This window comes from Streptomyces sp. NPDC047841, assembly GCF_040704085.1.
GTDB lineage: Bacteria > Actinomycetota > Actinomycetes > Streptomycetales > Streptomycetaceae > Streptomyces > Streptomyces argyrophylli.
In genome coordinates this window covers 54,912-76,966 of record NZ_JBEYRP010000007.1, presented here as the reverse complement: position 1 = coordinate 76,966, position 22,055 = coordinate 54,912, and the positions used below count along the sequence as shown (strand labels likewise).

Sequence of the window (22,055 nt, the reverse complement as noted above, 5' to 3'; positions counted from 1 at the left end):
GTCAGCGGCGGCCCCGGGCCACGAGGTGCGCGGTCGTGCCCACGGCCACCAGCGCGGCGACGGCCGTGAGCAAACCGTGGGCGAGCCCCGGACCGGTGCGGGCCAGCTCGCGCGCCCGTTCCCCGGCCGCCTCGTCCTGGGCGAGGGGCAGGGAGGCGTCCGGGGCGTCGGTGCCGGTGCCGGAGGCGCTGGACGCGGCGGGGACGGCGGAAGCGGCCGGTGCCGTGCCGCCGCCGGACGGGGCGGTCGGCAGGCCCTCACCCGTCCGCGTGCCGGCGGCGGTCGCCCCCACCCCCTGCGACTCCGGGGAGTCCTTCTGCGCGGCCTCCTGGGCGTCCTCCAGGGAGCCCTCCGGGATGTCCGTCGCCTCCTCGCCGATCCCGAAGCGGTAGGCGTTGGACTGCCCGACCCAGTCGCCGTCCTGGCCCCGCCGCTGCACGACGGCCGCGTTGACGGTGACCTGGTCGGGTGCGGTGTCGGAGGTGAGCGCGAGCCGGACCCGGACGCTGACGGTCCGGCCGGGCGGCACGGTGAAGCCGCCGAACCCGGCGCCGTCCAGCACCCCGACCAGTTCCTGCTCGTCGGTGGTCTCGAAGGTCACGGGCCGGGCCCGGGGGCCGTCGTAGAACTTCAGCCGGGGCTGCCCCGGCCGCAGGGCGCGCTTGTCGTCGACGAGGACCACGACCGGGTGGATGTCGGCGCAGGTCCGGCGGGTGGTGTTGGTGAGGTCGATGTACCAGGTGCCGTAACCGCCGCCGGCCTCGTAGGACGTGGGCCCGCCCCGGATCCGGGTGGCCAGCGGGAAGGCCCGCGCGTCGGCGGCGACGCACGAGGGGGTCGTACCGGCGGACGCGGCGTGCGCCGACGCGGGGACGGCGGCGGGCACGACGACGGCGGCGGCTGCGGAGAGGCAGAGGGACAGGGACGTGCACAGTCGCATGAACACATGACCATGCCGGATGGAACCGGGGTCCCGGCCGAGCCACACCGGCCCCGGGGGCGAAGTCCGCCCGGCCGGCGCAGCGGCACGGCCCCGGACGAGACCGGCCAAGGCCCGCGGCCCCGCACCTCGACGGCAGCGGCACCCGCACCCACGCCCGTGGGCGCGTGCGTCAGTCCTCCCCCCGCCCGAACAGCGGTGCCAGCAGCAGTTGGGCGGCGCCCTCGGCCACGATCCGCTCCCCGCGCGGAGCCACCCGTACCGGCACCGCGTCCCCGCCCGTGCCCTCCCGCCGGGCCCGGGCCCCGAGCACCTCTCCGACCCCGCTCACGTAGGTCTCCGGGGCGACGGCGACCGTCCGGCCGCCCAGCAGCACCACGTCGATGTCCAGCAGCCCGACCAGGTTCCCGGCCGCCACCCCCAGCACCCGCGCCGCCTCGGCCACCTCGCCCCGCGCCACGGCCGCGAGGCACAGCGCCTCCACGCAGCCCCGGTTCCCGCACTCGCACACCGGTCCGTCGAGCTGGACCACCTGGTGCCCGAACTCCCCGGCCCCGGTCCGCGCCCCCCGGTGCACGCTGCCGCCGATCACCAGCCCGGCCCCGAGCCCGGTGCCGAGGTGCAGATAGGCGAAGGACCGGCCCGCGGCGCCCTCCTCGCCCCCGACGGCCAGCCCGAGCGCCGCCGCGTTGGTGTCCTTGTCCACCACCACCGGCACCCCGAGCCGCTCCGCGAGCGCGTCCCTCAGCGGGAAGCCGTCCCACTCGGGGAACCCGGTGACCCGGTGCAGAACCCCCCGCACATGGTCCAAGGGGCCCGGCAGCGCGACTCCTACGCCCAGCAAGGAGCCCAGCAAGGAGCCCACCGAGGCGAGCCCACCGCCGCCGGCACTCGTATCCCCGCCCCCGCACCCGGCACCGGCACCCGGCCCCGCACCCGACTCCCCGACGACCCCCCGGACCGCCTCGCACACCGCCCCCAGGACGGCCTCGGCTCCCGCGCCCAGGTCCAGTTCGCCGCGCCGCTCCCCCACCACGGCGCCGTCCAGGTCCACCAGCACCACCCGGAGCTCGTCGCGGTCCAGGTGGACCCCGACCGCGTGGCCCGCCTCCGGTACCAGCCGCAGTACGGTCCTCGGCTTGCCCCCGGTCGACGCCCGGCGCCCGGCCTCCGCCGCGAGCCCCTGCGCCCGCAGCCGCGCGGTGATCTTGCTGACGGCCTGCGGGGTCAGCCCGGTGCGCTCGGCCAGCTCCAGCCGGCTGATGCCCTCGGCCCCGGCGTCCCGCAGCAGCCCCAGCACCAGCGCGGTGTTGTGACTGCGCAGCGCCCCCAGGTTCGCGCCCGCCACCCCGCCGTTCACCGGCCCCGCCGTCGTCGCCGTCCTCACCCGTTTCACACCCCCATTGTCCCCGCCGCTTGCACTTCCGCAACACTGTTGCCAAAGTGGAGGCATGACTGCTACCCCCCTCCGCGTCGGTCTGATCGGCTACGGCCTCGCCGGCTCGGTCTTCCACGCCCCGCTGATCGCCGCCACCGAGGGCCTCGCCCTGGACACCGTGGTCACCTCCCAGCCGGAGCGGCAGCAGCAGGCCCGCGCCGAGTTCCCGGACGTGCGGATCGCCGCCAGCCCCGAGGAGCTGTTCGGCCGCGCGGACGAGCTGGACCTGATCGTCGTCGCCTCCCCGAACAAGACCCATGTCCCGCTGGCCACCACCGCCCTCGAGGCGGGCCTGCCGGTGGTCGTGGACAAGCCGGTCGCCGGCACCGCGGCCGAGGCCCGCGAGCTGGCCGCCCTCGCCGAGGAGCGCGGCCTGCTGCTCTCCGTCTTCCAGAACCGCCGCTGGGACAACGACTTCCTGACCCTCCGTCGGCTCCTCGCCGACGGCGAACTCGGCGACGCCTGGCGCTTCGAGTCCCGCTTCGAACGCTGGCGCCCCCAGCTGAAGGGCGGCTGGCGCGAGTCCGGCGACCCGGCAGAGATCGGAGGACTGCTCTACGACCTCGGCAGCCACGTGGTCGACCAGGCCCTGGTCCTGTTCGGCCCGGTCACCGAGGTCTACGCCGAGTCGGACGTCCGCCGCCCCGGCGCCGAGGCCGACGACGACACCTTCATCGCGCTCACCCACGCGAGCGGCGTCCGCTCCCACCTCTACGTCTCGGCGACGACCGCCCAGCTCGGCCCCCGCTTCCGGGTGCTGGGCTCCCGCGCGGGCTACGTCAAGTACGGCCTGGACCCCCAGGAAGCGGCCCTGCGCGAGGGCAGCCGCCCCGGCGGCACCCCCGACTGGGGCGCCGAGGACGAGTCCCTGTGGGGCCGGGTCGGTGCCGGTGAGTCCCCGCTGAGCGGCGGCGGCACCCCCGTACCGACCCTGCCCGGCGACTACCCCGCGTACTACGCCGCCGTCGCCGCCGCCCTGCGCGGCGCCGGCCCCAACCCGGTGACCGCCCTGGAGGCGGCCGCCGCGCTCGACGTACTGGAGGCGGCCCGCAGGTCCGCCCGCGACAAGGTGACGGTGACCCTCTGATGCAGCACCCGCGGACCACCCCGGGGACGACGCCCGACCTCACGCCGAGCCTGGAGGAGCTGGAGGCCCAGGAACGCCGGCTGGTCTTCCGGCAGTTCACCCACGAGGACGCCTGGGCGCTCGGCTCCCTCCTGGTGGAGCGGGCCCGGGAGCGCCAGGCGCCGGTCGCCATCGACATCCACCGCGCCGGCCAGCAGCTCTTCCACGCCGCGCTGCCGGGCTCCGCCCCGGACAACGACGCCTGGATCGCCCGCAAGCGGCGCGTGGTGGAGCGCTACGGCGCCGCCTCCTACCTGGTCGGCGCCCGTTTCCGCGCCAAGGGGACGACGTTCGAGGAGTCCTCCCGTCTCGACCCGGACGTGTACGCGGCCCACGGCGGCTCCTTCCCGGTCAGGGTCGAGGGCGTGGGCGTGATCGGCGCGGTGACCGTCTCCGGACTGCCCCAGCTCCAGGACCACCGGTTCGTGGTGGAGGCGCTGGAGGAGTTCCTGGGCCGTTCGGCCGACTGAGCGAACGGCGGGAATCCGGCGGGGATGCCCCCCGGTTGGCAGGGAGCGAGGCCGTGGGATCACGGCGCGGACCACCACCGGAGGGCTCACACCCGATGACCGCTTCACTGAAGGAGACCGTCGGCCGCCACGGCGTCTGGAGCGTCGAGCTGCGCTCGGAGGACGCGTCCCGGCGCGGGGAACTGGACGAGGCCGCCGCCGAGCTGGAGGAACTCGGGTACGGCGCGATCTGGCTGGGCGGCAGCAGCACCGTCGACCACGCGGTCCCGCTCATCGGCGCCACGCGGCGGGTCGTCGTCGGCACCAGCATCCAGAGCGTGTGGCAGCGGGACGCCGCGACGACGGCGGCCGGCTTCGCCGAGGTGGAGGCGGCCCATCCGGGCCGCTTCGCGCTGGGCCTCGGCGTGAGCCACAGCGCACTGGCGAAGGACTACCGCCGCCCGTACGCGGCCATGGTCGGCTACCTCGACGAGCTGGACGCGGCGGGCGTACCCGCCGACCGCCGCGTGCTCGCCGCGCTGGGCCCGAAGATGCTGAGGCTGTCCGGGGACCGCGCGGCCGGCGCGGTCCCCTACCTGGTCACGCCCGAGCACACCGCGCGGGCACGGGAGATCCTGGGCGACGGACCGCTGCTGGCACCGGAGCTGAAGGTGGTCCTGGAGACCGACCGGGCCCGTGCCCGGGAGACGGCCCGCGCCTACCTGGCCCGCTACCTGGAGTTCCCCAACTACACCGGCAACTTCCTCCGCCTGGGCTTCACCGAGGACGACATCGCCGACGGCGGCAGCGACCGTCTCGTCGACGCGGTCTTCGCCTGGGGCGACGAGGCCCGCGTCCGCGAGCGCGTCACCGCCTTCCACGAGGCGGGCGCGGACCACGTGGCCCTCCAGGTGGTCCGGGCGGACGCGGGCGACTCCCTCCCGAGGACGGAATGGCGCACCCTCGCCACCCTGCTGGCGTAAGCCGCCCGGCGTCAGGAGCAAGGGGGCACGGGGCCGTGACCGGCACAGAGCCACACGGCCCCGCCGCGCGGACGTGACCGGCGTACGGCGGCTCCCCGGCTCCCGGCGCCCCCGACTTCCCGGCTCCAGCCGCCAGCCCCCGGCCCCGACCCCCAGCTCCCAACCCCAGCGGCTACGCGTTCTTCAGTTCCTGCCGCTGCCGCCCGAGTCCCGCGATCTCCAGTTCCACCACGTCCCCGCCACGGAGGTACGGCTTGGGCTCGGGGTGCCCCATGGCCACCCCCGCCGGCGTCCCCGTGTTGATGACGTCGCCGGGGTACAGCGTCATGAACCGGCTGAGGTACCGCACGACTTCCCCCACCGGGAAGATCTGCTCGGCCGTCGTACCGTCCTGCTTCAACTCGCCGTTCACCCACAGCCTCAGCGACAGCCCCTGCGGGTCCGGGACCTCGTCGGCCGTCACCAGCCACGGCCCGAGCGGGTTGAACGTCTCGCAGTTCTTGCCCTTGTCCCAGGTGCCGCCCCGCTCGATCTGGAACTCCCGCTCGGAGACGTCGTGCGCGACCGCGTACCCGGCGACGTGCGCGAGCGCCTCCTCGGCCGAGTCCAGGTAGCGGGCCGTACGGCCGATGACGACGGCGAGTTCGACCTCCCAGTCGGTCTTCTCCGAGCCCCGCGGCACCAGCACCGTGTCGTTGGGCCCGACGACCGTGTCCGGCGCCTTCATGAAGACCACCGGCTCGGCGGGCGGCTCGGCGCCCGTCTCGCGGGCGTGGTCGTGGTAGTTGAGCCCGATGCACACGATCTTGCCGATGCGGCCGAGCGGGGGCCCGATCCGCAGACCGTCGGCGTCCAGCGCGGGCAGCTCACCGGTCCCGGCCGCGGCCCGGATCCGGCCGAGCGCGGCGTCGTCGGCGAGGAGCGCGCCGTCGATGTCGTCCACGAGGCCCGACAGGTCCCGCAGGGTCCCCCCGGCGTCGAGCAGCGCGGGTCGCTCCGCCCCTGCCGTACCGACTCGCAGCAGCTTCATGGTCACCATCTCCCTCGATCGGTGGCGCCCGGCCGATGGGTGCAGCCATCGGAGGACTGGCTGATCCTCCAATCACACCGTCCAGTCCACAAGACCCTGTTCAGGTACTGGACCGTCATCATGGCCACAGGGGGCTCGGCCGGTCACCGGGACAACAGGGACTGTTCCGCCGCGCTCCAGGCCGTGCTGGTGACGACGTACAGCGCGGCGGCGAGCGGGACGACCGCCACGGTGACGAGCGTGAAGAAGGACAGGAACGGTACGGCCCGGTTGACCGCGCCGAGCCCGGGCACCTCGCCCCCGGCGCCGGCCGGTGCGGGCTGTGCGGCCGACGTGCGCCTTGCGCGCCGGACGTTGGCGGTGGCGACGGCCGCGGCGACGGCGAAGAGGCCGAGGTAGACCAGCCCGGCCGGGCCGAACACCCCGCCGTCCGCCAGCGCGTCGGCCCAGTGCCCGCCGAGCGGGGCCGTGAACAGGCGGTGTCCGAGCAGGCCGTTTGGCTCGCCGCCGATCGTGGTGCTGGAGAAGAGGTGGTAGAGCAGGAAGAACGCGGGCACCTGGAGCAGGCTGGGCAGGCAGCCGGAGAGCGGGGAGACCTTCTCCTCGGCGTGCAGGTCCAGGATCGCTCGCTGGAGTCGCTCCGGGTCCTTGGCGTGCTTCTCGCGCAGTGCGGCGATTCCCGGCTGGAGCGCGGCGCGGGCGCGCCGGCCGCGGGCGGCGGCCCGGGACAGCGGGTGGACGAGGAGCCGTACGAGCGCGGTGAACAGGACGATCGCGGCGGCTGCCGCGGAGGCGTGGAAGAGCGGGGCCAGCAGGTCGGCCAGGTGCTCGACCAGGCGCGCGAAAACGGACATGGGTGAGCCCTCCGGGGGTCTCGTCGTGCCGGGAGGGACCGGGAACAGCCGGTCCGGTGGGGTGATCGGCAGGACGACCCGCGCGGGGTCACGTACTGACGTGGGTGAGGACGTGCCCTACGCGGCGGTCGCCGGACGGGCGTGTCCGGGGGCTCTGGGTCGGCGGCGGCCGGGCGCGTCGGGATCGCGCTGAGGCAGGAAGGCCGTGCGGCGGGCCCGGTCGCGTATCGCCGTGCGGACGCGCGTGGGCGCCGCGGCGGGCACGCCGCGCGCGGCCAGCAGGGCGCAGACGGCGAGCGTGGCGGCCGCGGTGGCCGTCGCGGCGAGGGCGACGGCGGTGCCGAGGCCGCCGGTGCCGAGCAGCGCGGCCTGGAGCAGCAGCAGGTGCGCGAGGAGCAGCAGGAGGGCGAGGGGACGCGCGGCGGCGACACGGCCGGACATCGGCACTCCCCCCTCCGCCGCACTCGTCTTCTGCGTACCGGTCGTCAGTATGCCGGTTGCGGCGGCTCGGTCTCCAGGGGCTCCAGCAGCCGCTTGGGCCGCAGCAGCGCCCTGCTGACCGGGTCCGCCGGCGCGGAGTCGAGTTCCGGCCCCGGCACCATGACAACGTCCGCGACCGGCACGACAGTTCCGCACGCCGCGCACTTCCCGAACGGTTCGACCTCCCCGCCGCAGTCCGCGTGCCGGAAGAGCCGCAGCCGGTGGGCGTCGACGTGCTCGCGCCCCCAGTGGCCGAGGGCGCGCAGCACGGGCCACAGGGCGGCGCCGCGCTCGGTGACGACGTACTCGTCGCGGGGCGGGCTCTCCTGGTACCGGCGCTTCACGAGGATCCCCTCCTCGGTGAGCGTGCGGAGCCGGGCCGAGAGGACGGCGCGCGGGATGCCGAGGTGGACCAGGAAGTCGTTGTAGCGCCGGACGCCGTAGATCGCGTCGCGGACGACGAGCAGCGTCCACCGCTCGCCGACGACCTCCAGCGCGCGGGCGATCGAGCACTCCTGCGTCACGTAGTCCTTGCCCAGTGCCATGCCCTCCACTGTAACCACCGACCGGATATGGGTTCAATCAACGAACCTACGGTGCTACGGTGGCGGGAAGGGAGTCGGTTCAACGACCGAACCGCAGGGACCGCACCCGGCGGACCGGGCCGGCCCCGATGACCGGACCCGATGGACGGGCCCGGTGACCGGACCCGATGGACGGGCCCGGTGACCGGACCCGATGGACAGGCCCGATGACCGGACCCGATGACCTCACGACAGGACAGGCCATGCCCCGGCTCGACTCCGCCACCTCCCCCGCCGCCCTGCGCCGGACCAGTCCCCGGGACGCCCCGGCACGCCCCCGCGCCACCCTGGCCCTGACCAGCGCCGCCACCGCCGTGGCCCTCATGACGTACACGGCCCCGATGGTCACGCTGCCGGCCACCGCCGCCGCCCTGCACACCCCGCTGTCCGCCCAGGCCTGGCTGCTCAACGGCGCCCCCCTCGGCCTCGCCGCCCTCCTCCTGGTGGCCGGCAGCCTCGCCGACGACTACGGCCGCCGCCGCGTCTTCCTCGCCGGCACCCTGGCCCTCGGCCTCACCACCGCACTCGGCGCCTTCACCACGTCGACCTGGCAGTTCACCCTGACCCGCGTCGCCCAGGGCGCGGCCAGCGCGGCCCTGCTGGCCAGCGCCCTCGGCCTGATCGTGCACGCCTTCCCCAGCCCGCGCGGCCGGCTGCACGCCACCGGGGTGTGGGGCGCCTTCGTCAGCGGCGGCATCGCCGCGGGCCCGCTGCTCGCGAGCGCGCTGCCGAGCTGGCGGGTGGCCTACGGCGTCCTGGGCGCCGCCGCCCTCGTCGTGGCCGCGCTCGGCACCCGGGCGCTGGCCGAGTCGCGTGCCCCGCGCGGCGGCCGGCCGGACGCCCTCGGCGCGCTCACCTTCGGGCTGGCGCTGGTGGCCCTGGTCGCGGCCCTGACGCTGGGCCGGGACGGCTGGCTGCGCGCACCGGTCGGGCTGCTGTTCGCCGCGGCCGTCGTCCTGGTCGTGGTGTTCGTCGCGGTGGAGCACCGGACCGCCACCCCGATGATCGACCTCGGACTGCTGCGCCACGCCCGTTTCCTGGCCTCCTCGGCGGGCGGCCTGTTCACCGGGCTGGCCGTGATCGGCCTGTTCAGCTTCCTGCCGGCGCTGCTCCAGCAGTCGCTCGGGCTCTCCCCGGCGGCCACGGCCGGACTGTTCCTGCTCTGGTCGGGGCTGAGCTTCGCCGTCGCCCTCCAGGTCAAGCACCTGGCCGGTCGCGTCGCCGCCCGCACCCAGCTCGCCCTGGGCTTCGCCCTGCACACGATCGCCATGATCACGATGCTCGGCGCCGTCGGCTCCGGCTCCTGGACCCGGCTGCTGCCCGGCCTGATCGTCGGCGGCCTCGGCAGCGGCCTGCTCAACGGCGCGCTGCCGCTGCTCGCCGTCGATTCGGTGCCGCCGCAGCGGGCCGCCATGGGCTCCGGCGCCCAGCAGACCTTCCGCTACGTCGGCTCCTGCGCCGGTGTGGCCCTGACCATCGCCATCGCCACCTCGGCCGGCAGCCTGGCCCGGGGCACGGACATCGCCCTGCTGGTGTCGGCGGGACTGGCGGTGGCCGGCGCGGTGAGCGTGCTGGCACTGCGGGAGCGGGCGTGAGCGGGGCGCGGTGAGCGTGCCGGCACTGCGGAAGCGGGCGTGAACCGGGCGCGGGGGTGTGAGCTGGGCGCAAAGGGCCTGGACTGGGCGTGAAGGGCCTGGCCGGGCGTGTCCCCGGACCACCACGCCCACCGCGGCCCGCGTCCGCGCCCACCTCCACCGGAGCCGCCCGCACGACGGCGCGGCGCCTCCGACTGGCCGGGGAGAGAAGGGCCGTAAGCCGAAACCGGACTTCTTCAACCGGTTGGGGAAAGGGCCGTCACCACCCTCGACAACGCCCTCCGACACCCCCGATGCTTCCTGTGGCATGCCGGGGGGACGAGTCGGCACCGCTCCCAGGGACGCGGTGCCGGAGCCGCACGGAGAGGCAGCGAACCACCCATGATCCGACGCAGGACACTGCTGGCCGCCGCGGGCGGCGGCCTCCTCGGCAGCGCGGTGGCCACGGGCACGGCCCGGGCGGACGCGACGATCACCGTCAACCCCTCCACGACGTACGGCACCTGGGAGGGCTGGGGCACCTCCCTGGCCTGGTGGGCGAACGTCTTCGGCACGCGGGACGACTTCGCCGACCTCTTCTTCACCACCCGGAACACGACGTACAACGACACGTCCCTGCCCGGTCTGGGCCTGAACATCGCCCGCTACAACCTGGGCGCGTGCAGCCGGAACAGCGTGAACGGCGCGTCGATGGCCGTCTCCCCGAACATCCCCTCCTTCAAGCAGATCGAGGGCTACTGGCAGGACTGGACGAACGAGGACCCGGCGTCCGCGGCCTGGAAGTGGACGGCGGACGCCACCCAGCGGGCCATGCTCGTGAAGGCGACCCAGCGCGGCGCGATCTCGGAACTCTTCACCAACTCCCCCATGTGGTGGATGTGCTCCAACCACAACCCGTCCGGCGCGGCCGACGGCGGCGACAACCTCCAGTCCTGGAACCACCGCCAGCACGCCTCCCACCTCGCCGCGGTCGCCCTGTACGCGAAGCAGCACTGGGGCGTGGACTTCGCGACGGTGGAGGCCTTCAACGAGCCCTCGTCGTCCTGGTGGACGGCGACCGGCACACAGGAGGGCTGCCACATCGGCGCGGGCACGCAGGCGTCCGTACTGCCGTACCTGCGCGGCGAGCTGGACAAGCGCGGCCTGACGGGCACGCGGATCTCCGCGTCGGACGAGACGAGCTACGACCTGGCGCGCACCACTTGGAACTCGTTCTCGGCCACGACGAGGGGGTACGTCGACCGGGTCAACGTCCACGGCTACCAGGGCTCCGGAGGCCGCCGCGACCTTCTCTACACGGACGTGGTCACCACGGCCGGCAAGGCCCTGTGGAACTCGGAGACCGGCGACGGCGACGCCACCGGCCTGACGACGGCGAGCAACCTCCTGTACGACTTCCGCTGGCTGCACCCCACCGCCTGGGTGTACTGGCAGGTGATGGACCCGAGTCCGGGCTGGGCGACGATCGCCTACGACCCGGGCACCCTCCAGCCGGGCGCGGTGCAGACGAAGTACTACGTCCTCGCCCAGTTCACCCGCCACATCCGCCCCGGCATGACGATCCTGGACACCGGGGTGAGCCATGCGGCGGCGGCCCTGGACCGGCCGGCGAAGCGCCTGGTGATCGTCGCCGCGAACACCTCGTCCGCGGCCCAGACCCTGACCTTCGACCTCTCCCGCTTCGCCACCGCGACCGGCGGCCCGGCCGGCCTGGTCCCCCGCTGGAACACGGTCACGACGGGCGGCGACCGGTACACGGCCCACTCGGACATCCGCCTGAACGGCACGTCGGTGTCCGTGCCGTTCGAGGGCAAGTCGGTGCAGACGCTCCAGATCGACGGCGTCACCGTGTGACGGGGAGGGTCATCGCAGGGGCAGGGCGTCCTGGTAGCCGTTCGAGGGCCGGGGGACCTTCGTGACCGTGCGGGCGTCCAGCGCAACCGGCGCGGACCGGGTACCGAGCCGCCCGCCGGGGTGCCAGGTCCCGGTGACCGTCACCCATGTGTCGGCGGGCAGCCCGGGGCCGCCGTAGATCCGCACCTTGACCGACTGGGCGTCCGCGGCGCAGCAGTTGAGGATGATCCGGGTCAGCTCCCAGCCGCCGCCCCGCGTGCCGGACAGGGGCGTGACGAACCCGGTCATCCGGATGGTGCGCCCCTTGATGGCCTGCCCGCGGTCCTCCCGCACCCGGCTGGTGAAGTCGGAGAGGGTCATGGGCAGGGGCGAGGTGGCGGGCAGCGGATCGAAGTCGCTGTCATGGGTGACGGTCTTCGCCGGCTGCCGGGCGGCGGTGTAGGCGCCGAGGGCGGGCGGGGCGTAGAGGAGCAGGCTGAGGGCGGGGAGGAGCAGCAGCCAGGAGACGCGGGGCAGGCCGGAGTGGTCGTGGGGTTCTTCGGTCCGCTCCGTCCTGTCGAGGGCGGCGCTCGTGATCCCCAGCAGGAGCAGGACGACCCCGGAGGCGATGAGCGGGAGCCGCATGCCCTCCTTGACGTAGCGCAGGCAGAGGTCGGTGAAGAGGGAGACGTGCAGCAGCCCGAGTCCGCAGAGGGCGAGCAGCCCCGCTTGGAGCGAGCGCTTCCCGACTCGTTTCACAGCAGCACCCCTCCGATCAGCGCGCTGCACGTGACGGCGACGACGACGGTCGCGGCGGAGAACCGTGCCGCGAAGGCCCGCCCGAAGGTCCCCGCCTGGAGGGCGATGAGCTTCAGGTCGACCATGGGCCCCACCACCATGAACGCCAGCCGCGCGACCGGCGGGAACCCGGTCAGCGAGGCGGCCAGGAAGGCGTCGGCCTCGGAGCACACGGCGAGCAGCACGGCGAGCCCGGCCAGGAAGAGCACGGACAGCCAGGGGGCGGTGGCGAAGGTGTCGAGCACGGAACGCGGGACGGCCACGTTGAAGGTGGCCGCGGCCATGGCGCCGAGCACGAGGAACCCGCCGGCGTGCAGGAAGTCGTGCTGGAACCCGCGCCGGAACTCGTCCCACCGGCTGTGCCCGTGCTGATGCCCGGTGTGCCGTACGGCGGGCCGCAGCCACTCGGCCCTCCCGAACCGGAGCCACAGCCAGCCCATGACGACGGCGGTGGCGAGGGAGGCGAGGAGCCGGGCGAGCACGATGGCGGGGTTCCCGGGGAACGCGATGGCGGTGGCCGTGAGGACGACGGGGTTGACGGCGGGCGCGGAGAGCAGGAACGCGAAGGCCGCGGCCGGGGTGACCCCGCGGCCGATGAGACTGTTGGCGACCGGAACGGAGGCACACTCGCACCCCGGCAGGACGACCCCCGCGACCCCGGCCACGGGTACGGCGAGCGCGGGCCGCCGGGGCAGGATCCTGTTGAACACCCCCTCCGGCACGAAGGCGTTGATCGCGCCGGACAGGGCCGTGCCGAGCAGCAGGAAGGGCAGGGCCTGCACGGTGACGGCCAGGCACACGGTCCGCCAGGCCTGCACGGCGGGGGCGTCGCCCCAGCGCCCGAGGAGGAAGAGCGCGCCGCCGGGGACGACGGCGGCGCCGAGGAGCAGGAGGGGCCAGTACCGGGGCGGTGCGGGGGTGCCCGCCTGCTCCCCGGCGCCGGCCGGACGGTCGTCCCCGACCAGCACAACCGCGTTCCGCATGCCGACTCCGTGTGTAGATGCCGGGACAGAAGATATCCAGATATGCGGACCGCGGGGCCGGCCCCCTCCTCGGCAGCCCTCCGCGCCTCACTTTTGTCACGTCCCGGCAGTACCGTGTCCCCCATGCGCCCCGACACGCCTGCCGAGAACGTCGACCACACCGCCGAAGCGGCACGCCTGGAGCGGACCGCCGGCCTGTACCCCGAGGACGCCGAGACCCTTCTCCTGCGGGCGGCGGCCCACCTGGAGCTGTCCGGCGACCGCCCCGCGGCGACCGCGCTCTACGACCGCCTGCTGACGTCCGCCGACGGGCTGGACAACCCCGCCCTGGTCCGCGCCCTGAAGGCGTCGAACTTGTGGGAGTACGGCCACGAGGCCGAGGCGAGGGCGATCATCGAGGGCATCCGCACGACGGCGCCCCGGGACCCGGCCCCGTGGGTGATCGTGGCGGAGGCCCTGGAGTCGCACGACGAACTGGAGGCGGCGGCGGAGACGTTCGGCGAGGCCGCTGACCTCCTGCTGCCGGACTCCCCGGAGGAACCCCCGCCCGCCACCCACCCCCTCCTCTACGGCCGCCACCGCGTCCGCCGCATGCTGGGCCTGCCGCACGACGACCGGGACACCCTCGCGGACACCCTGCACACGTCCCCGGTCTCCCTGGACGAACTCCACGACCCCAAACGCGTGTGGTCCCTGGGCTCGGACAACCCGGCGGAACTGGCGGCGGAGATCTCCCGCCTCCGCGCCGAACTGGGCGCCTACCGCGAGGCCCTCTCCCGCCCGTTCCCGGTGGCCGTCCTGCACTGGCCGGCCCCGGAACTCTCCGAGCTCCTCGCGGCGTACCCCACGCTGACCTCCGAGTACCCGTCCCACACCGAGCACCTGTCGACCATAGAGTCCTCCCTGCGCGAACTGTCCGCCTCGGGCACGGCCAACCTGGGCATCGTCACGGGCACGGTCCCGTCCTACGAGGCGTTCGCCGCCTCGGAGGGCACGTCCCCGTCGGACCCGACCCTGCTGCCCCAGTACGCGACGACCCTGGCCGCGCGGGGGCGGGCGGTGGCTTGGCCGCCGGGGAGGGGGGCGGGGTGTTGGTGTGGGTCGGGTGGGACCTACCAGGGGTGTCACGGGGTGGACTAGCGGCTCAACCACCACTCGCGGTGGTAACGAACGTAGTCCAGATGGATCTTGTGCTTCCGGTGCCGCTTGAGCTTCGGCCGCACGTCCACGCCGAAAGCGCCTGCCCGTACGACTATCGACCAGTCGTCCTCGATGACGATGGCGCCTATGTCTAGGCGGACGTGACAGTTCGGGCAGAGACAGAGGACGTTCGGCTCGACGTCGGGGCCCCTGTGGGGCTTACCCAGAGGTCGGATGTGGGCGCCTTCGCTGTACGGCTTGCCGTCCGGGCCGAGCAGGCGAAGGCCGCACACTTGGCACTCGCCGTCATGGAACCTCTTGACGTTCCGTATCACCGCGTCATCTCGGACCAGGCGCTGCACGCGAGCAGTCCGTGTCTCAGGAAACTTCTCGCTCGAGGCCGGCCCCTCCGCGGCGCCCTCTTCCTGCTCCTCGGACACCTTCGCGCTGTCTGAGGCGTCTACGTCTCCTCCTGGCACCTCCGCCTGTGCATCCAGCAAGTTGGCGATCTGCCGCTCCAGAGAGGTCGGGTCTTGCCGATCTTCAGGGAGGCGCTTCAGATCGAACTGGCAGATCTCGATGGGCGTGCCATCGGGTGCCGGTGAGCGCGCGATGGCGGTGCGAAGGTCCGTGACGAGGTACAGGCCGTCGTACCGGTAGAAGTCGATCGGCGAGTACCGCTGATCCCCCTTCCAGCCACGGATGACCCGAATGGGATGGCCGCGTTCGTAGCTGCGCTTCAAAGCGGCATTGTCCGCGTAGTCCCAGGACTGGCTGCGCCGGAGCCTTGGCACGCCCTCGACCTCGTACTTGTCCACATCTGGTGAGGCTCCTGTGTAGCGGATGCTGTGCCACTCGTCGTGATCGTCCTCGTACCCCCCGTGCAGGACGATGGCGTCCGCGACCCGACTGCGGTCCTTGTCGACGAGGGTCGAGATACCCCTGCGCGTGTCGCTGTGCAGGTAGTTGCGCTTCACCTGCACCCGCCGGTGAAACTCCGCCCCTGGAGCGATGCCCTCGATGTGACCGATCCTTCGTTCTCTCACGGCGCCATACTGAACGGAATCGATCACTTGTGTCACTCAAGATTCGCAACGTGACGCGAATACAGGCTGTCAGTGGTCCCTGTTACAACTAGTCCCTCCGCGAAGGGACCAAGGGGGCGGGCATGACACGGTCAGAGCAGACGCAGCCGGTGGCAGGTGTGTACGAGGAGCTCCTCACCCATCGACTGCAGAGCCGCTTGCAGCAGTTGGGTGCAGCCGGCTGGAGGACGGTGGATGCTGAGGTCGGCGAAGAGTCCACTCCGCACGTACTCGCCCGCCACATCGGCGAAGCGGTACGCATTCAGCTGAGCCAACTCCCGCATGACAAGCAGGTCAACGCAGCCAACGCAATCCTGCGCTCTGTGGTTTCCCACACTCCTCACCCCGAGCTGGGCGAGGTGGTCGACGCGATCGCTGATGGCCCTCGGCAATTGCTCGCGCTGGCCGAGCAGGAAGCGCCCGGGGTCTACGCCATGCGCCCACTGACCCCGTTGTCCGAGACAGCCCTGATCACCAACGCCCCGGACGACCCAAGCCTCGGCGCCGAACTGAGGGCGGAGTTGGCGACGGCGGACCGCATCGACCTGCTCTGCGCTTTCGTGAAGTGGTACGGCATCAGGGTCCTGGAGGACTCTCTTCGTGCGGCGAAGGAGCGCAAGGTTCCCATCCGGGTGATCACCACTACCTACATGGGCGCCACTGATCGGTTTGCCCTGGATCGTCTGGTCCGCGAGTTCGGCGCCGAAGTGAAGGTCAACTACGAAATCCGATCCACCCGACTGCATGCCAAGGCATGGCTGTTCCGCCGCAAGACCGGCTTCGATACGGCGTACGTCGGTAGCTCGAACCTCTCGAAGAGCGCGCTACTCGACGGCCTGGAGTGGAATGTACGGTTGGCGTCCGTTGCCACCCCCAAGGTGTTGGAGAAGTTCGAAGCGACCTTCGATGCCTACTGGGCCGACACTTCCTTCGAGACCTATGACCCCGATCGCGATGGTGATCGGCTCGCTGAGGCTCTGGCCCACGCAGGAGGCACGGGTAAGCCCGGCGAGCTGAAGATCAGCCTGTCCGGTCTCGCAGTGCACGCGCTCCCCCACCAAAAGGACATGCTGGAGCGGCTTCGCGTAGAGCGTGACATCCGAAACCGCCACCGCAACCTTCTGGTCGCCGCGACGGGGACGGGAAAGACGGTCATGGCAGCCCTGGACTACCGGAACCTCCGCGAGGCCTTCGGTCTCAGGCTCCCAAGACTGCTCTTCGTCGCCCACCGCAAGGAGATCCTGAAGCAGTCACTGCGGACATACCGCGAAGTGTTGGACGATGCCTCCTTCGGTGAGTTGCTCTTCAACGGCCAAGAGCCGCGCGACTGGATGCACGTGTTCGCCAGCGTGCAGTCACTCAACCTCCGCCGGTTGGAGCAGCTTGCACCCGACCACTTCGACATCATCGTCATCGACGAGTTCCACCACGCGACAGCGGACACGTACCGACGGGTGCTCGAGCACTTCCAACCCACCGAGCTCCTGGGTTTGACAGCCACTCCGGAACGGATGGATGGCCGCAATGTCCAGGACGAGTTCTTCGAAGGCCGTATCGCAGCAGAGCTGCGGCTCTGGGAGGCTCTCGAAAACGATCTGCTGTGCCCGTTCCACTACTTCGGACTGCCCGACGGCACCGATTTGACGACGGTGAGCTGGCGCTCGGGCAGCTACGAGCGCGACCAACTAGGCAGTCTCTACACAGGTGACCATGCACGCGCTCGTCTCGTCATCAAGCAGGTCCGAGACAAGATCTCCAACCCAGCTGCCATGCGCGCCCTCGGCTTCTGTGTGACCAAGGCACATGCGCGCTTCATGGCCGAGTGCTTCCGCCAGGCCGGGTTCCAAGCGGCACATCTCGACAGCGACTCGACTCCCGAGGCCCGTGAGCAAACCTTGCAGGACCTCAAGGCCGGCCGCATTCAGGTCATTTTCTCCGTAGACCTGTTCAACGAGGGGCTGGACATCCCCGATGTCGACACCTTGCTCCTACTCCGCCCCACCAACAGTGCGACCGTCTTCCTGCAACAGCTGGGACGCGGCCTGCGCCGCACGCCACACAAGCCTGTCCTCACCGTACTCGACTTCATTGGGCAGCACCGGGCAGAATTCCGCTTCGAAGAACAATTCCGCGCCCTGACGAACCTCTCTCGCAACCGCCTGGTCGACAATATCGAACGAGACTTTCCCCAGTTGCCATCGGGTTGCCAAATCATCCTCGAAGGCAAGTCGAAGGATCTCGTTCTCAACAACATTCGCACCCAACTAAAGGCCACGATCAATACCTTGGCCAAAGAGGTCCGGGCCTACAGCACACCTACGTTGGCGGAGTACCTACGTGAAAGCCGTCGCGAGATCCAAGAGCTGTACAAGAGTGACAGCTCTTGGACCAAGGTGCTGCGCAGGGCAGGGCAGATCGCGGAGCCTGCTCCACCCGGAGAAGAGGACCTCCTCAAGCGCGTCCACGCTTTCCTCCATGTCGACGACCCCGAACGCGCCAGGGCCTACCGTCGGCTCTTGCGGGACGACGCCCCTGACTACGACTCGCTGTCCCCCGTCGAGCAGGTGTACGCCCGCATGCTGTTCTTCAACCTCTGGGACAAGGCAGGTGGCTTTTCCAGCTATGGGGAAGGCCTTGCGTCCCTCCGTGACCAGCGTGCATTCCGCCGCGAACTGCGCGACGTCCTTTCGTACGTCATCGATCGGGCGGACCATTACCCCATCGCATTGGAAGGCCCCCTCAGCCACCTTCCATTGAAAATTCACAGCGCGTACAACCGTTCCGAAGTCTTGGCAGCCCTCGGGGTCGCGCGCCTGGGCGGCCAATTGCCAGGCGTCTTCAGTCAAGGTGTCACCTGGGTCGAAGACATCGCCACGGATGCGCTCCTCATCACTCTGGAGAAGAACGAACGGGACTTCTCTCCCAACGTGCGCTACAAGGATTACGCGATTAGCCCCACGCGCTTCCACTGGGAATCGCAGAACAGCACATCGGAGAACTCAACGACCGGACGGCGCTACCAACAACACCCTGAACGGGGAAGCCACGTCCTGCTGTTCCTGCGCCGCTACAAGGAGACCAGCATCAAGAAGGCTGCACCTTGGATGTTCCTGGGTCCCGCGACCTATGCGGAGCACTCGGGAAGCAAACCGATGGCGATCATCTGGGATCTCCATCACGATCTGCCAGCTGACGTGTGGACCTACTCCTCGATCGCCGCGGGGTAGACCACACAGCCCTTCCTGGGCGAGGCCGAAGGGGCGGTGGGCGTCGCAGGGGCTGGCGGCGCCCGGGGTCCGCGTGGGGTCTATGCCGTCGCCGCCAGATCCGCCCGCCCGAACAGCAGCGCGTACCCCGGCGGGAGTTGCGCCAGGACGCGGGTGGTCAGCGACTCGCCGACGTGGGTCGACAGGACGCTCAGGACCGAGCTGACGTCCCAGCGGGCCGTCGCGGGGGTCGAGCCCTCTATGCGGGTGGCCACCGACTCCACGAACTCGCGGGCCGTCAACGGGTGGGTCGCGGGGATCTGGGAAGCGATGACGCGGCCTGCCTCCCGGGGGAGGGCCTGGGCCAGGGCCACGCGTTCGTCGCCGGTGACGTGGCCGCCGAGGGCCGACAGGACGATGCGGGTGACGCGTTCCGCCTCCACCCTCGTCGGGTACTGGCCCGCGTCACGCACCGCCTCGGTCAGCTTCAGCCAGTCGGCGGCCTCCGGCTCCTCCTTGACGCGCGGGCGCAGGGACGGGGTGGGGATGGTGGTTCTGGGCTGCGGGGTCGTCACGGTCATCGTGCTGGCTCCTCTTCCGGGACGCTTCGGGGCACCGGAAGCCCGGTACCCCGTAATTCAGCGGGCATGGGCGGGAGTTCGGCCAATGTGCGGCATGGGTCGCTTGGGCTGCATGGGCCGCTTGGGGGAGCATGGGCCGCTCGGGCTGCATCGGCCGCCTGGACCGCGTCGGCCTCTTGGGCCGCGTGCGCCGCATGGGCCTGCCGTGCGCTCTGGTGCCCCGCCTGCCGGCCTGGCATGCGGGGCACATGGTCGTCACGCGTCGCGAGCGGCCGCGCACCCTGCCCGGCACACGGCCTGGGCGGCGATTTTCAGCCGCTGATCCGGCGGTCTCAGCCCCCGATCTCCTTGCGGTCGCCGCCCCCGCCGGTGATCTGGATGCGGCGCGGCTTGGCCTGTTCGGCCACCGGGATGCGCAGGGTCAGGACGCCGGCCTCGTACGAGGCGTCGATGCGGTCCGTGTCGAGCGTCTCGCCCAGGAACAGCTGGCGGGTGAACGTACCCGTGGGCCGTTCGGCGACCAGCATCTCCGCGTCCTCGGGAGCGGGGTTGCGGCGCTCCGCGCGGACGTTGAGGACGTTGCGCTCGACGTCGAGTTCGATCGTCTCCGGGTCGATCCCGGGAAGGTCGAAGTGGACCAGGAACTCGTCTCCGGAACGGTACGCGTCCATCGGCATCGCGGACGGGCGGGTGTTCGCGCCGAAGAGCTGCTGCGTGAGCCGGTCGAAATCCCGGAACGGGTCCGTACGCATGAGCATCACAGGTCACTCCTTCCATCAGGGGCTGGGGTGCGATGCCCTACGGCTTCTTATATAACTCTCCGCCGGAAACTTGACAAGCGTCGACTCAGGTTGGGCCCAGGTGTGGCTCGCCCGCCCCGCTCGCGCGTCGCCCTCGGGCCGGCGTTAGCCTCGGGCCAGACCCAACGGCACGGAAAACGGACACGAGGAGGCCACCATGGCCGGAGTTCCCAGCGCGGTCGTCGCCGCCACCGGGCTCGTCGGCGGTTACGGCGTCGCCCGCTGGACCCGGAAGCGTCAGCTCGGCGGGGCCGTCCTGGCCGTCGCCGGCGCCGCGGCGGCCCAGCAGTGGCGCACCCGGGCCGGCGGGAAGGCCGCGGGCGCGCTGACCGCCGCCTACGTCGCCGCGTTCGCCGGGTCCCACCCCCTGGCCAAGAAGATCGGCGCCTGGCCGTCCGTCCTCGGTGTCGCGGGTGCCGTCGCCGTCGCCTCTTGGGCCGTCGCCGACCGCAAGGCCTGACCCGGCCCCCAGGCCTGACCCGGCCCGCGGTACGTCACACCCCCTCCCCCGCCCGGAACGCCCTCCGGTACGCCTGCGGGCTCGTCCCCACCACCTTGCGGAACCGTTCCCGGAACGCCGTCGGTGAGCCGAAGCCCGTCTGGACGGCGATGCGCTCCACCGGGTACGCGGTGGTCTCCAGCAGGTACTGGGCCCGTCGCACCCGCGCCCGGTGCAGCCACTGGAGGGGCGTCGTACCGGTCTGCTCCCGGAACCGGCGGTTGAGGGTACGGGTGCTCATGCCGGCCTTCGCCGCGATCTCGGCCAGTGTCAGATCCTGTTCGCAGTGGTCATCCAGCCAGGCCAGCAGGGGCTCCAGGGTGGTGCCGGCCGGGGCCGGGGGCAGGTCGTGGACGATGAACTGGGCCTGCCCGCCCTCCCGTTCCAGCGGCATCACGCTCAGCCGGGCCGCATGCGCGGCGACCGCCGAGCCGAAGTCCCTGCGGATCATGTGCAGGCACATGTCGAGGGCCGCCGCGGCGCCCGCCGACGTCAGGAACTGGCCGTTGTCGACGTACAGGACGTTCGGGTCCACCCTCACCGCGGGGTGGCGCCGGGCCAGGTCCGCGGCCGCGACCCAGTGCGTCGTCGCGCGCAGTCCGTCCAGCAGGCCCGTCGCCGCGAGGAGGAACGCGCCCACGCAGATCGACGCGATCCGGGTGCCGTTCGCCGCCGCCGCGCGCAGGGCCTCGGCGACCCCGGGCGGCAGCGCCTCGGGGGGCCGCGCCACCCCGGGCAGGATGATCGTGTCCGCCTCCGCCAGCGCCTGGAGGCCGTACGGCGCCCGGACCGTGAAGGCTCCCGCGTCCACCTCCTCCCGCACCGAGCAGACCCGTACCCGGTACGGCTCCCGGCCGTCGGGCAGCCGCGCCCGGCCGAAGGCGTCGATGGGTGCGGAGAGATCGAACGGGATGACGCCGTCCAGCGCCAGTACGGCCACCGTGTGCATGGCAGGAAGGTAGCGTACGACGGGTTGTCGCCAACCGGGCCGTGCCCTTACCGACCTTGCCATCCCCGCCGACCAGGGATCGGCGACGGCAAAGTGCGCCGGTCCACCGGGCCGGCGCCCTCTGGCGAGAATCCGTTGGGCACTGGCAATCCCGCCACTTCTGTGGCACACCCGCGCCCTCTAGCGTCCCCCCGTGACCAAGTTCCTGCTCTCCGTCCACGTCATCGCCGCGATCCTCGCCATCGGACCCGTCGCCGTCGCCGCCAGCATGTTCCCGCCCGCCGCCCGCCGCGCCCTGGCCACCGGGCCCGGCGACGACGCCGGCCACGGTGACGGCGACCCCACCGGCACCCTGCGCCTGCTGCACCGCATCTGCCGTGTCTACGCCGTCGTCGGTGTCGTCGTCCCCGTCTTCGGGTTCGCCACCGCGAGCGAGATGGGCGTGCTCGGCAGCGCCTGGCTGATCGTGTCGATCGCCCTCACCGCCCTCGCGGCCCTCGTCCTCGCGGCACTGGTGCTGCCCGCCCAGTCCGCGCTCCTCGAAGGAAGCGCGGGCGCTGGGCGGGCCGCGCGGCTCGGCATGGTCACCGGGCTGTTCAACCTGCTGTGGGCCGCGGTGACCGTCCTGATGATCGTCCGGCCCGGCTCCACGACCGGCGCCTGACGGTCACCCGCCCGGCTCCACGACCGGCGCCTGACGCT

Annotated in this window: 21 protein-coding genes; 9 read left to right on the top strand and 12 right to left on the bottom strand. The window is 72.1% G+C overall.

The window, feature by feature from the left end:
• Position 1: 1 nt before the first annotated feature.
• Both AB0947_RS12805 and AB0947_RS12800 read right to left on the bottom strand, forming a co-directional pair.
• A complete protein-coding gene (locus AB0947_RS12805) occupies positions 2–946 on the bottom strand; it encodes a hypothetical protein (RefSeq protein WP_366750374.1) in 945 nt (314 codons plus the stop codon).
• Positions 947–1,112: 166 nt separating this feature from the next.
• Positions 1,113–2,336 carry an ROK family transcriptional regulator gene (locus tag AB0947_RS12800; protein WP_366750373.1) on the bottom strand — a complete coding sequence of 408 codons (1,224 nt, stop codon included), beginning with the start codon at positions 2,334–2,336 and terminating at the stop codon, positions 1,113–1,115.
• A 55-nt stretch (positions 2,337–2,391) separates the two neighbouring features.
• Here AB0947_RS12800 and AB0947_RS12795 point away from each other — a divergent pair, with 55 nt between their 5' ends.
• The 3 genes from AB0947_RS12795 to AB0947_RS12785 all read left to right on the top strand — a co-directional run bounded on the left by AB0947_RS12795 (position 2,392) and on the right by AB0947_RS12785 (position 4,936).
• Positions 2,392–3,465: a Gfo/Idh/MocA family oxidoreductase gene (locus AB0947_RS12795; RefSeq protein WP_366750372.1), complete on the top strand. Its 1,074-nt coding sequence runs from the start codon at positions 2,392–2,394 to the stop codon at positions 3,463–3,465.
• Positions 3,465–3,974, top strand: coding sequence for a heme-degrading domain-containing protein (locus AB0947_RS12790; protein WP_366750371.1), 510 nt, complete (start codon positions 3,465–3,467; stop codon positions 3,972–3,974). Before AB0947_RS12795 ends, AB0947_RS12790 begins: the two co-directional genes overlap by 1 nt.
• A 95-nt stretch (positions 3,975–4,069) precedes the next feature.
• Positions 4,070–4,936, top strand: a complete 867-nt coding sequence (locus AB0947_RS12785; RefSeq protein WP_366750370.1) for an LLM class F420-dependent oxidoreductase — start codon at positions 4,070–4,072, stop codon at positions 4,934–4,936.
• 172 nt (positions 4,937–5,108) lie between these two features.
• Here AB0947_RS12785 and AB0947_RS12780 read toward each other — a convergent pair whose 3' ends face one another.
• The 4 genes from AB0947_RS12780 to AB0947_RS12765 form a co-directional block, all read right to left on the bottom strand.
• Entirely contained in the window at positions 5,109–5,966 is an 858-nt protein-coding gene (locus tag AB0947_RS12780; protein ID WP_366750369.1) for a fumarylacetoacetate hydrolase family protein, read from the bottom strand.
• 143 nt (positions 5,967–6,109) lie between these two features.
• Positions 6,110–6,820 carry a membrane protein insertase YidC gene (yidC, locus tag AB0947_RS12775; RefSeq protein WP_366750368.1) on the bottom strand — a complete coding sequence of 237 codons (711 nt, stop codon included), beginning with the start codon at positions 6,818–6,820 and terminating at the stop codon, positions 6,110–6,112.
• 117 nt (positions 6,821–6,937) lie between these two features.
• Positions 6,938–7,261: a DUF6412 domain-containing protein gene (locus tag AB0947_RS12770; protein ID WP_366750367.1), complete on the bottom strand. Its 324-nt coding sequence runs from the start codon at positions 7,259–7,261 to the stop codon at positions 6,938–6,940.
• A 44-nt stretch (positions 7,262–7,305) separates the two neighbouring features.
• Positions 7,306–7,854: a helix-turn-helix domain-containing protein gene (locus AB0947_RS12765; RefSeq protein WP_366750603.1), complete on the bottom strand. Its 549-nt coding sequence runs from the start codon at positions 7,852–7,854 to the stop codon at positions 7,306–7,308.
• 233 nt (positions 7,855–8,087) lie between these two features.
• On the opposite strand from AB0947_RS12765, the gene AB0947_RS12760 reads away from it, so the two are divergent.
• The gene (locus tag AB0947_RS12760; protein ID WP_366750602.1) at positions 8,088–9,479 is read left to right on the top strand and encodes an MFS transporter; all 1,392 of its coding nucleotides are present in this window, start codon (positions 8,088–8,090) and stop codon (positions 9,477–9,479) included.
• A 381-nt stretch (positions 9,480–9,860) separates the two neighbouring features.
• Positions 9,861–11,333 carry a glycoside hydrolase gene (locus tag AB0947_RS12755; protein ID WP_366750366.1) on the top strand — a complete coding sequence of 491 codons (1,473 nt, stop codon included), beginning with the start codon at positions 9,861–9,863 and terminating at the stop codon, positions 11,331–11,333.
• Positions 11,334–11,342: 9 nt separating this feature from the next.
• On the opposite strand, the gene AB0947_RS12750 is transcribed toward AB0947_RS12755, so the two are convergent.
• Together AB0947_RS12750 and AB0947_RS12745 are read right to left on the bottom strand one after the other, a co-directional pair.
• Positions 11,343–12,071: a TIGR03943 family protein gene (locus AB0947_RS12750; RefSeq protein ID WP_366750365.1), complete on the bottom strand. Its 729-nt coding sequence runs from the start codon at positions 12,069–12,071 to the stop codon at positions 11,343–11,345.
• A complete protein-coding gene (locus tag AB0947_RS12745) occupies positions 12,068–13,093 on the bottom strand; it encodes a permease (protein WP_366750364.1) in 1,026 nt (341 codons plus the stop codon). Before AB0947_RS12745 ends, AB0947_RS12750 begins: the two co-directional genes overlap by 4 nt.
• A 123-nt stretch (positions 13,094–13,216) precedes the next feature.
• Between AB0947_RS12745 and AB0947_RS12740 the strand changes: the two genes are divergently transcribed.
• The gene (locus tag AB0947_RS12740) at positions 13,217–14,233 is read left to right on the top strand and encodes a hypothetical protein (protein ID WP_366750363.1); all 1,017 of its coding nucleotides are present in this window, start codon (positions 13,217–13,219) and stop codon (positions 14,231–14,233) included.
• Here AB0947_RS12740 and AB0947_RS12735 read toward each other — a convergent pair.
• Entirely contained in the window at positions 14,230–15,279 is a 1,050-nt protein-coding gene (locus AB0947_RS12735; RefSeq protein WP_366750362.1) for a YDG/SRA domain-containing protein, read from the bottom strand. The genes AB0947_RS12740 and AB0947_RS12735 overlap by 4 nt on opposite strands.
• Positions 15,280–15,401: 122 nt before the next feature.
• On the opposite strand from AB0947_RS12735, the gene AB0947_RS12730 reads away from it, so the two are divergent.
• Positions 15,402–18,545, top strand: a complete 3,144-nt coding sequence (locus tag AB0947_RS12730; protein WP_366750361.1) for a DUF3427 domain-containing protein — start codon at positions 15,402–15,404, stop codon at positions 18,543–18,545.
• Between the two features lie 80 nt (positions 18,546–18,625).
• Here the strand turns inward: AB0947_RS12730 and AB0947_RS12725 are convergent, their stop codons facing one another.
• Positions 18,626–19,105: a DUF2267 domain-containing protein gene (locus AB0947_RS12725; RefSeq protein WP_366750360.1), complete on the bottom strand. Its 480-nt coding sequence runs from the start codon at positions 19,103–19,105 to the stop codon at positions 18,626–18,628.
• A 332-nt stretch (positions 19,106–19,437) separates the two neighbouring features.
• A complete protein-coding gene (locus AB0947_RS12720) occupies positions 19,438–19,863 on the bottom strand; it encodes an Hsp20/alpha crystallin family protein (protein WP_366750359.1) in 426 nt (141 codons plus the stop codon).
• Between the two features lie 199 nt (positions 19,864–20,062).
• Between AB0947_RS12720 and AB0947_RS12715 the strand changes: the two genes are divergently transcribed.
• Positions 20,063–20,365, top strand: a complete 303-nt coding sequence (locus tag AB0947_RS12715) for a hypothetical protein (protein WP_366750358.1) — start codon at positions 20,063–20,065, stop codon at positions 20,363–20,365.
• Between the two features lie 34 nt (positions 20,366–20,399).
• Here AB0947_RS12715 and AB0947_RS12710 read toward each other — a convergent pair whose 3' ends face one another.
• Positions 20,400–21,353, bottom strand: coding sequence for a helix-turn-helix domain-containing protein (locus AB0947_RS12710; RefSeq protein WP_366750357.1), 954 nt, complete (start codon positions 21,351–21,353; stop codon positions 20,400–20,402).
• Between the two features lie 193 nt (positions 21,354–21,546).
• Here AB0947_RS12710 and AB0947_RS12705 point away from each other — a divergent pair, with 193 nt between their 5' ends.
• Positions 21,547–22,017, top strand: a complete 471-nt coding sequence (locus tag AB0947_RS12705; protein ID WP_366750356.1) for a hypothetical protein — start codon at positions 21,547–21,549, stop codon at positions 22,015–22,017.
• The last annotated feature ends 38 nt before the right edge of the window (positions 22,018–22,055 follow it).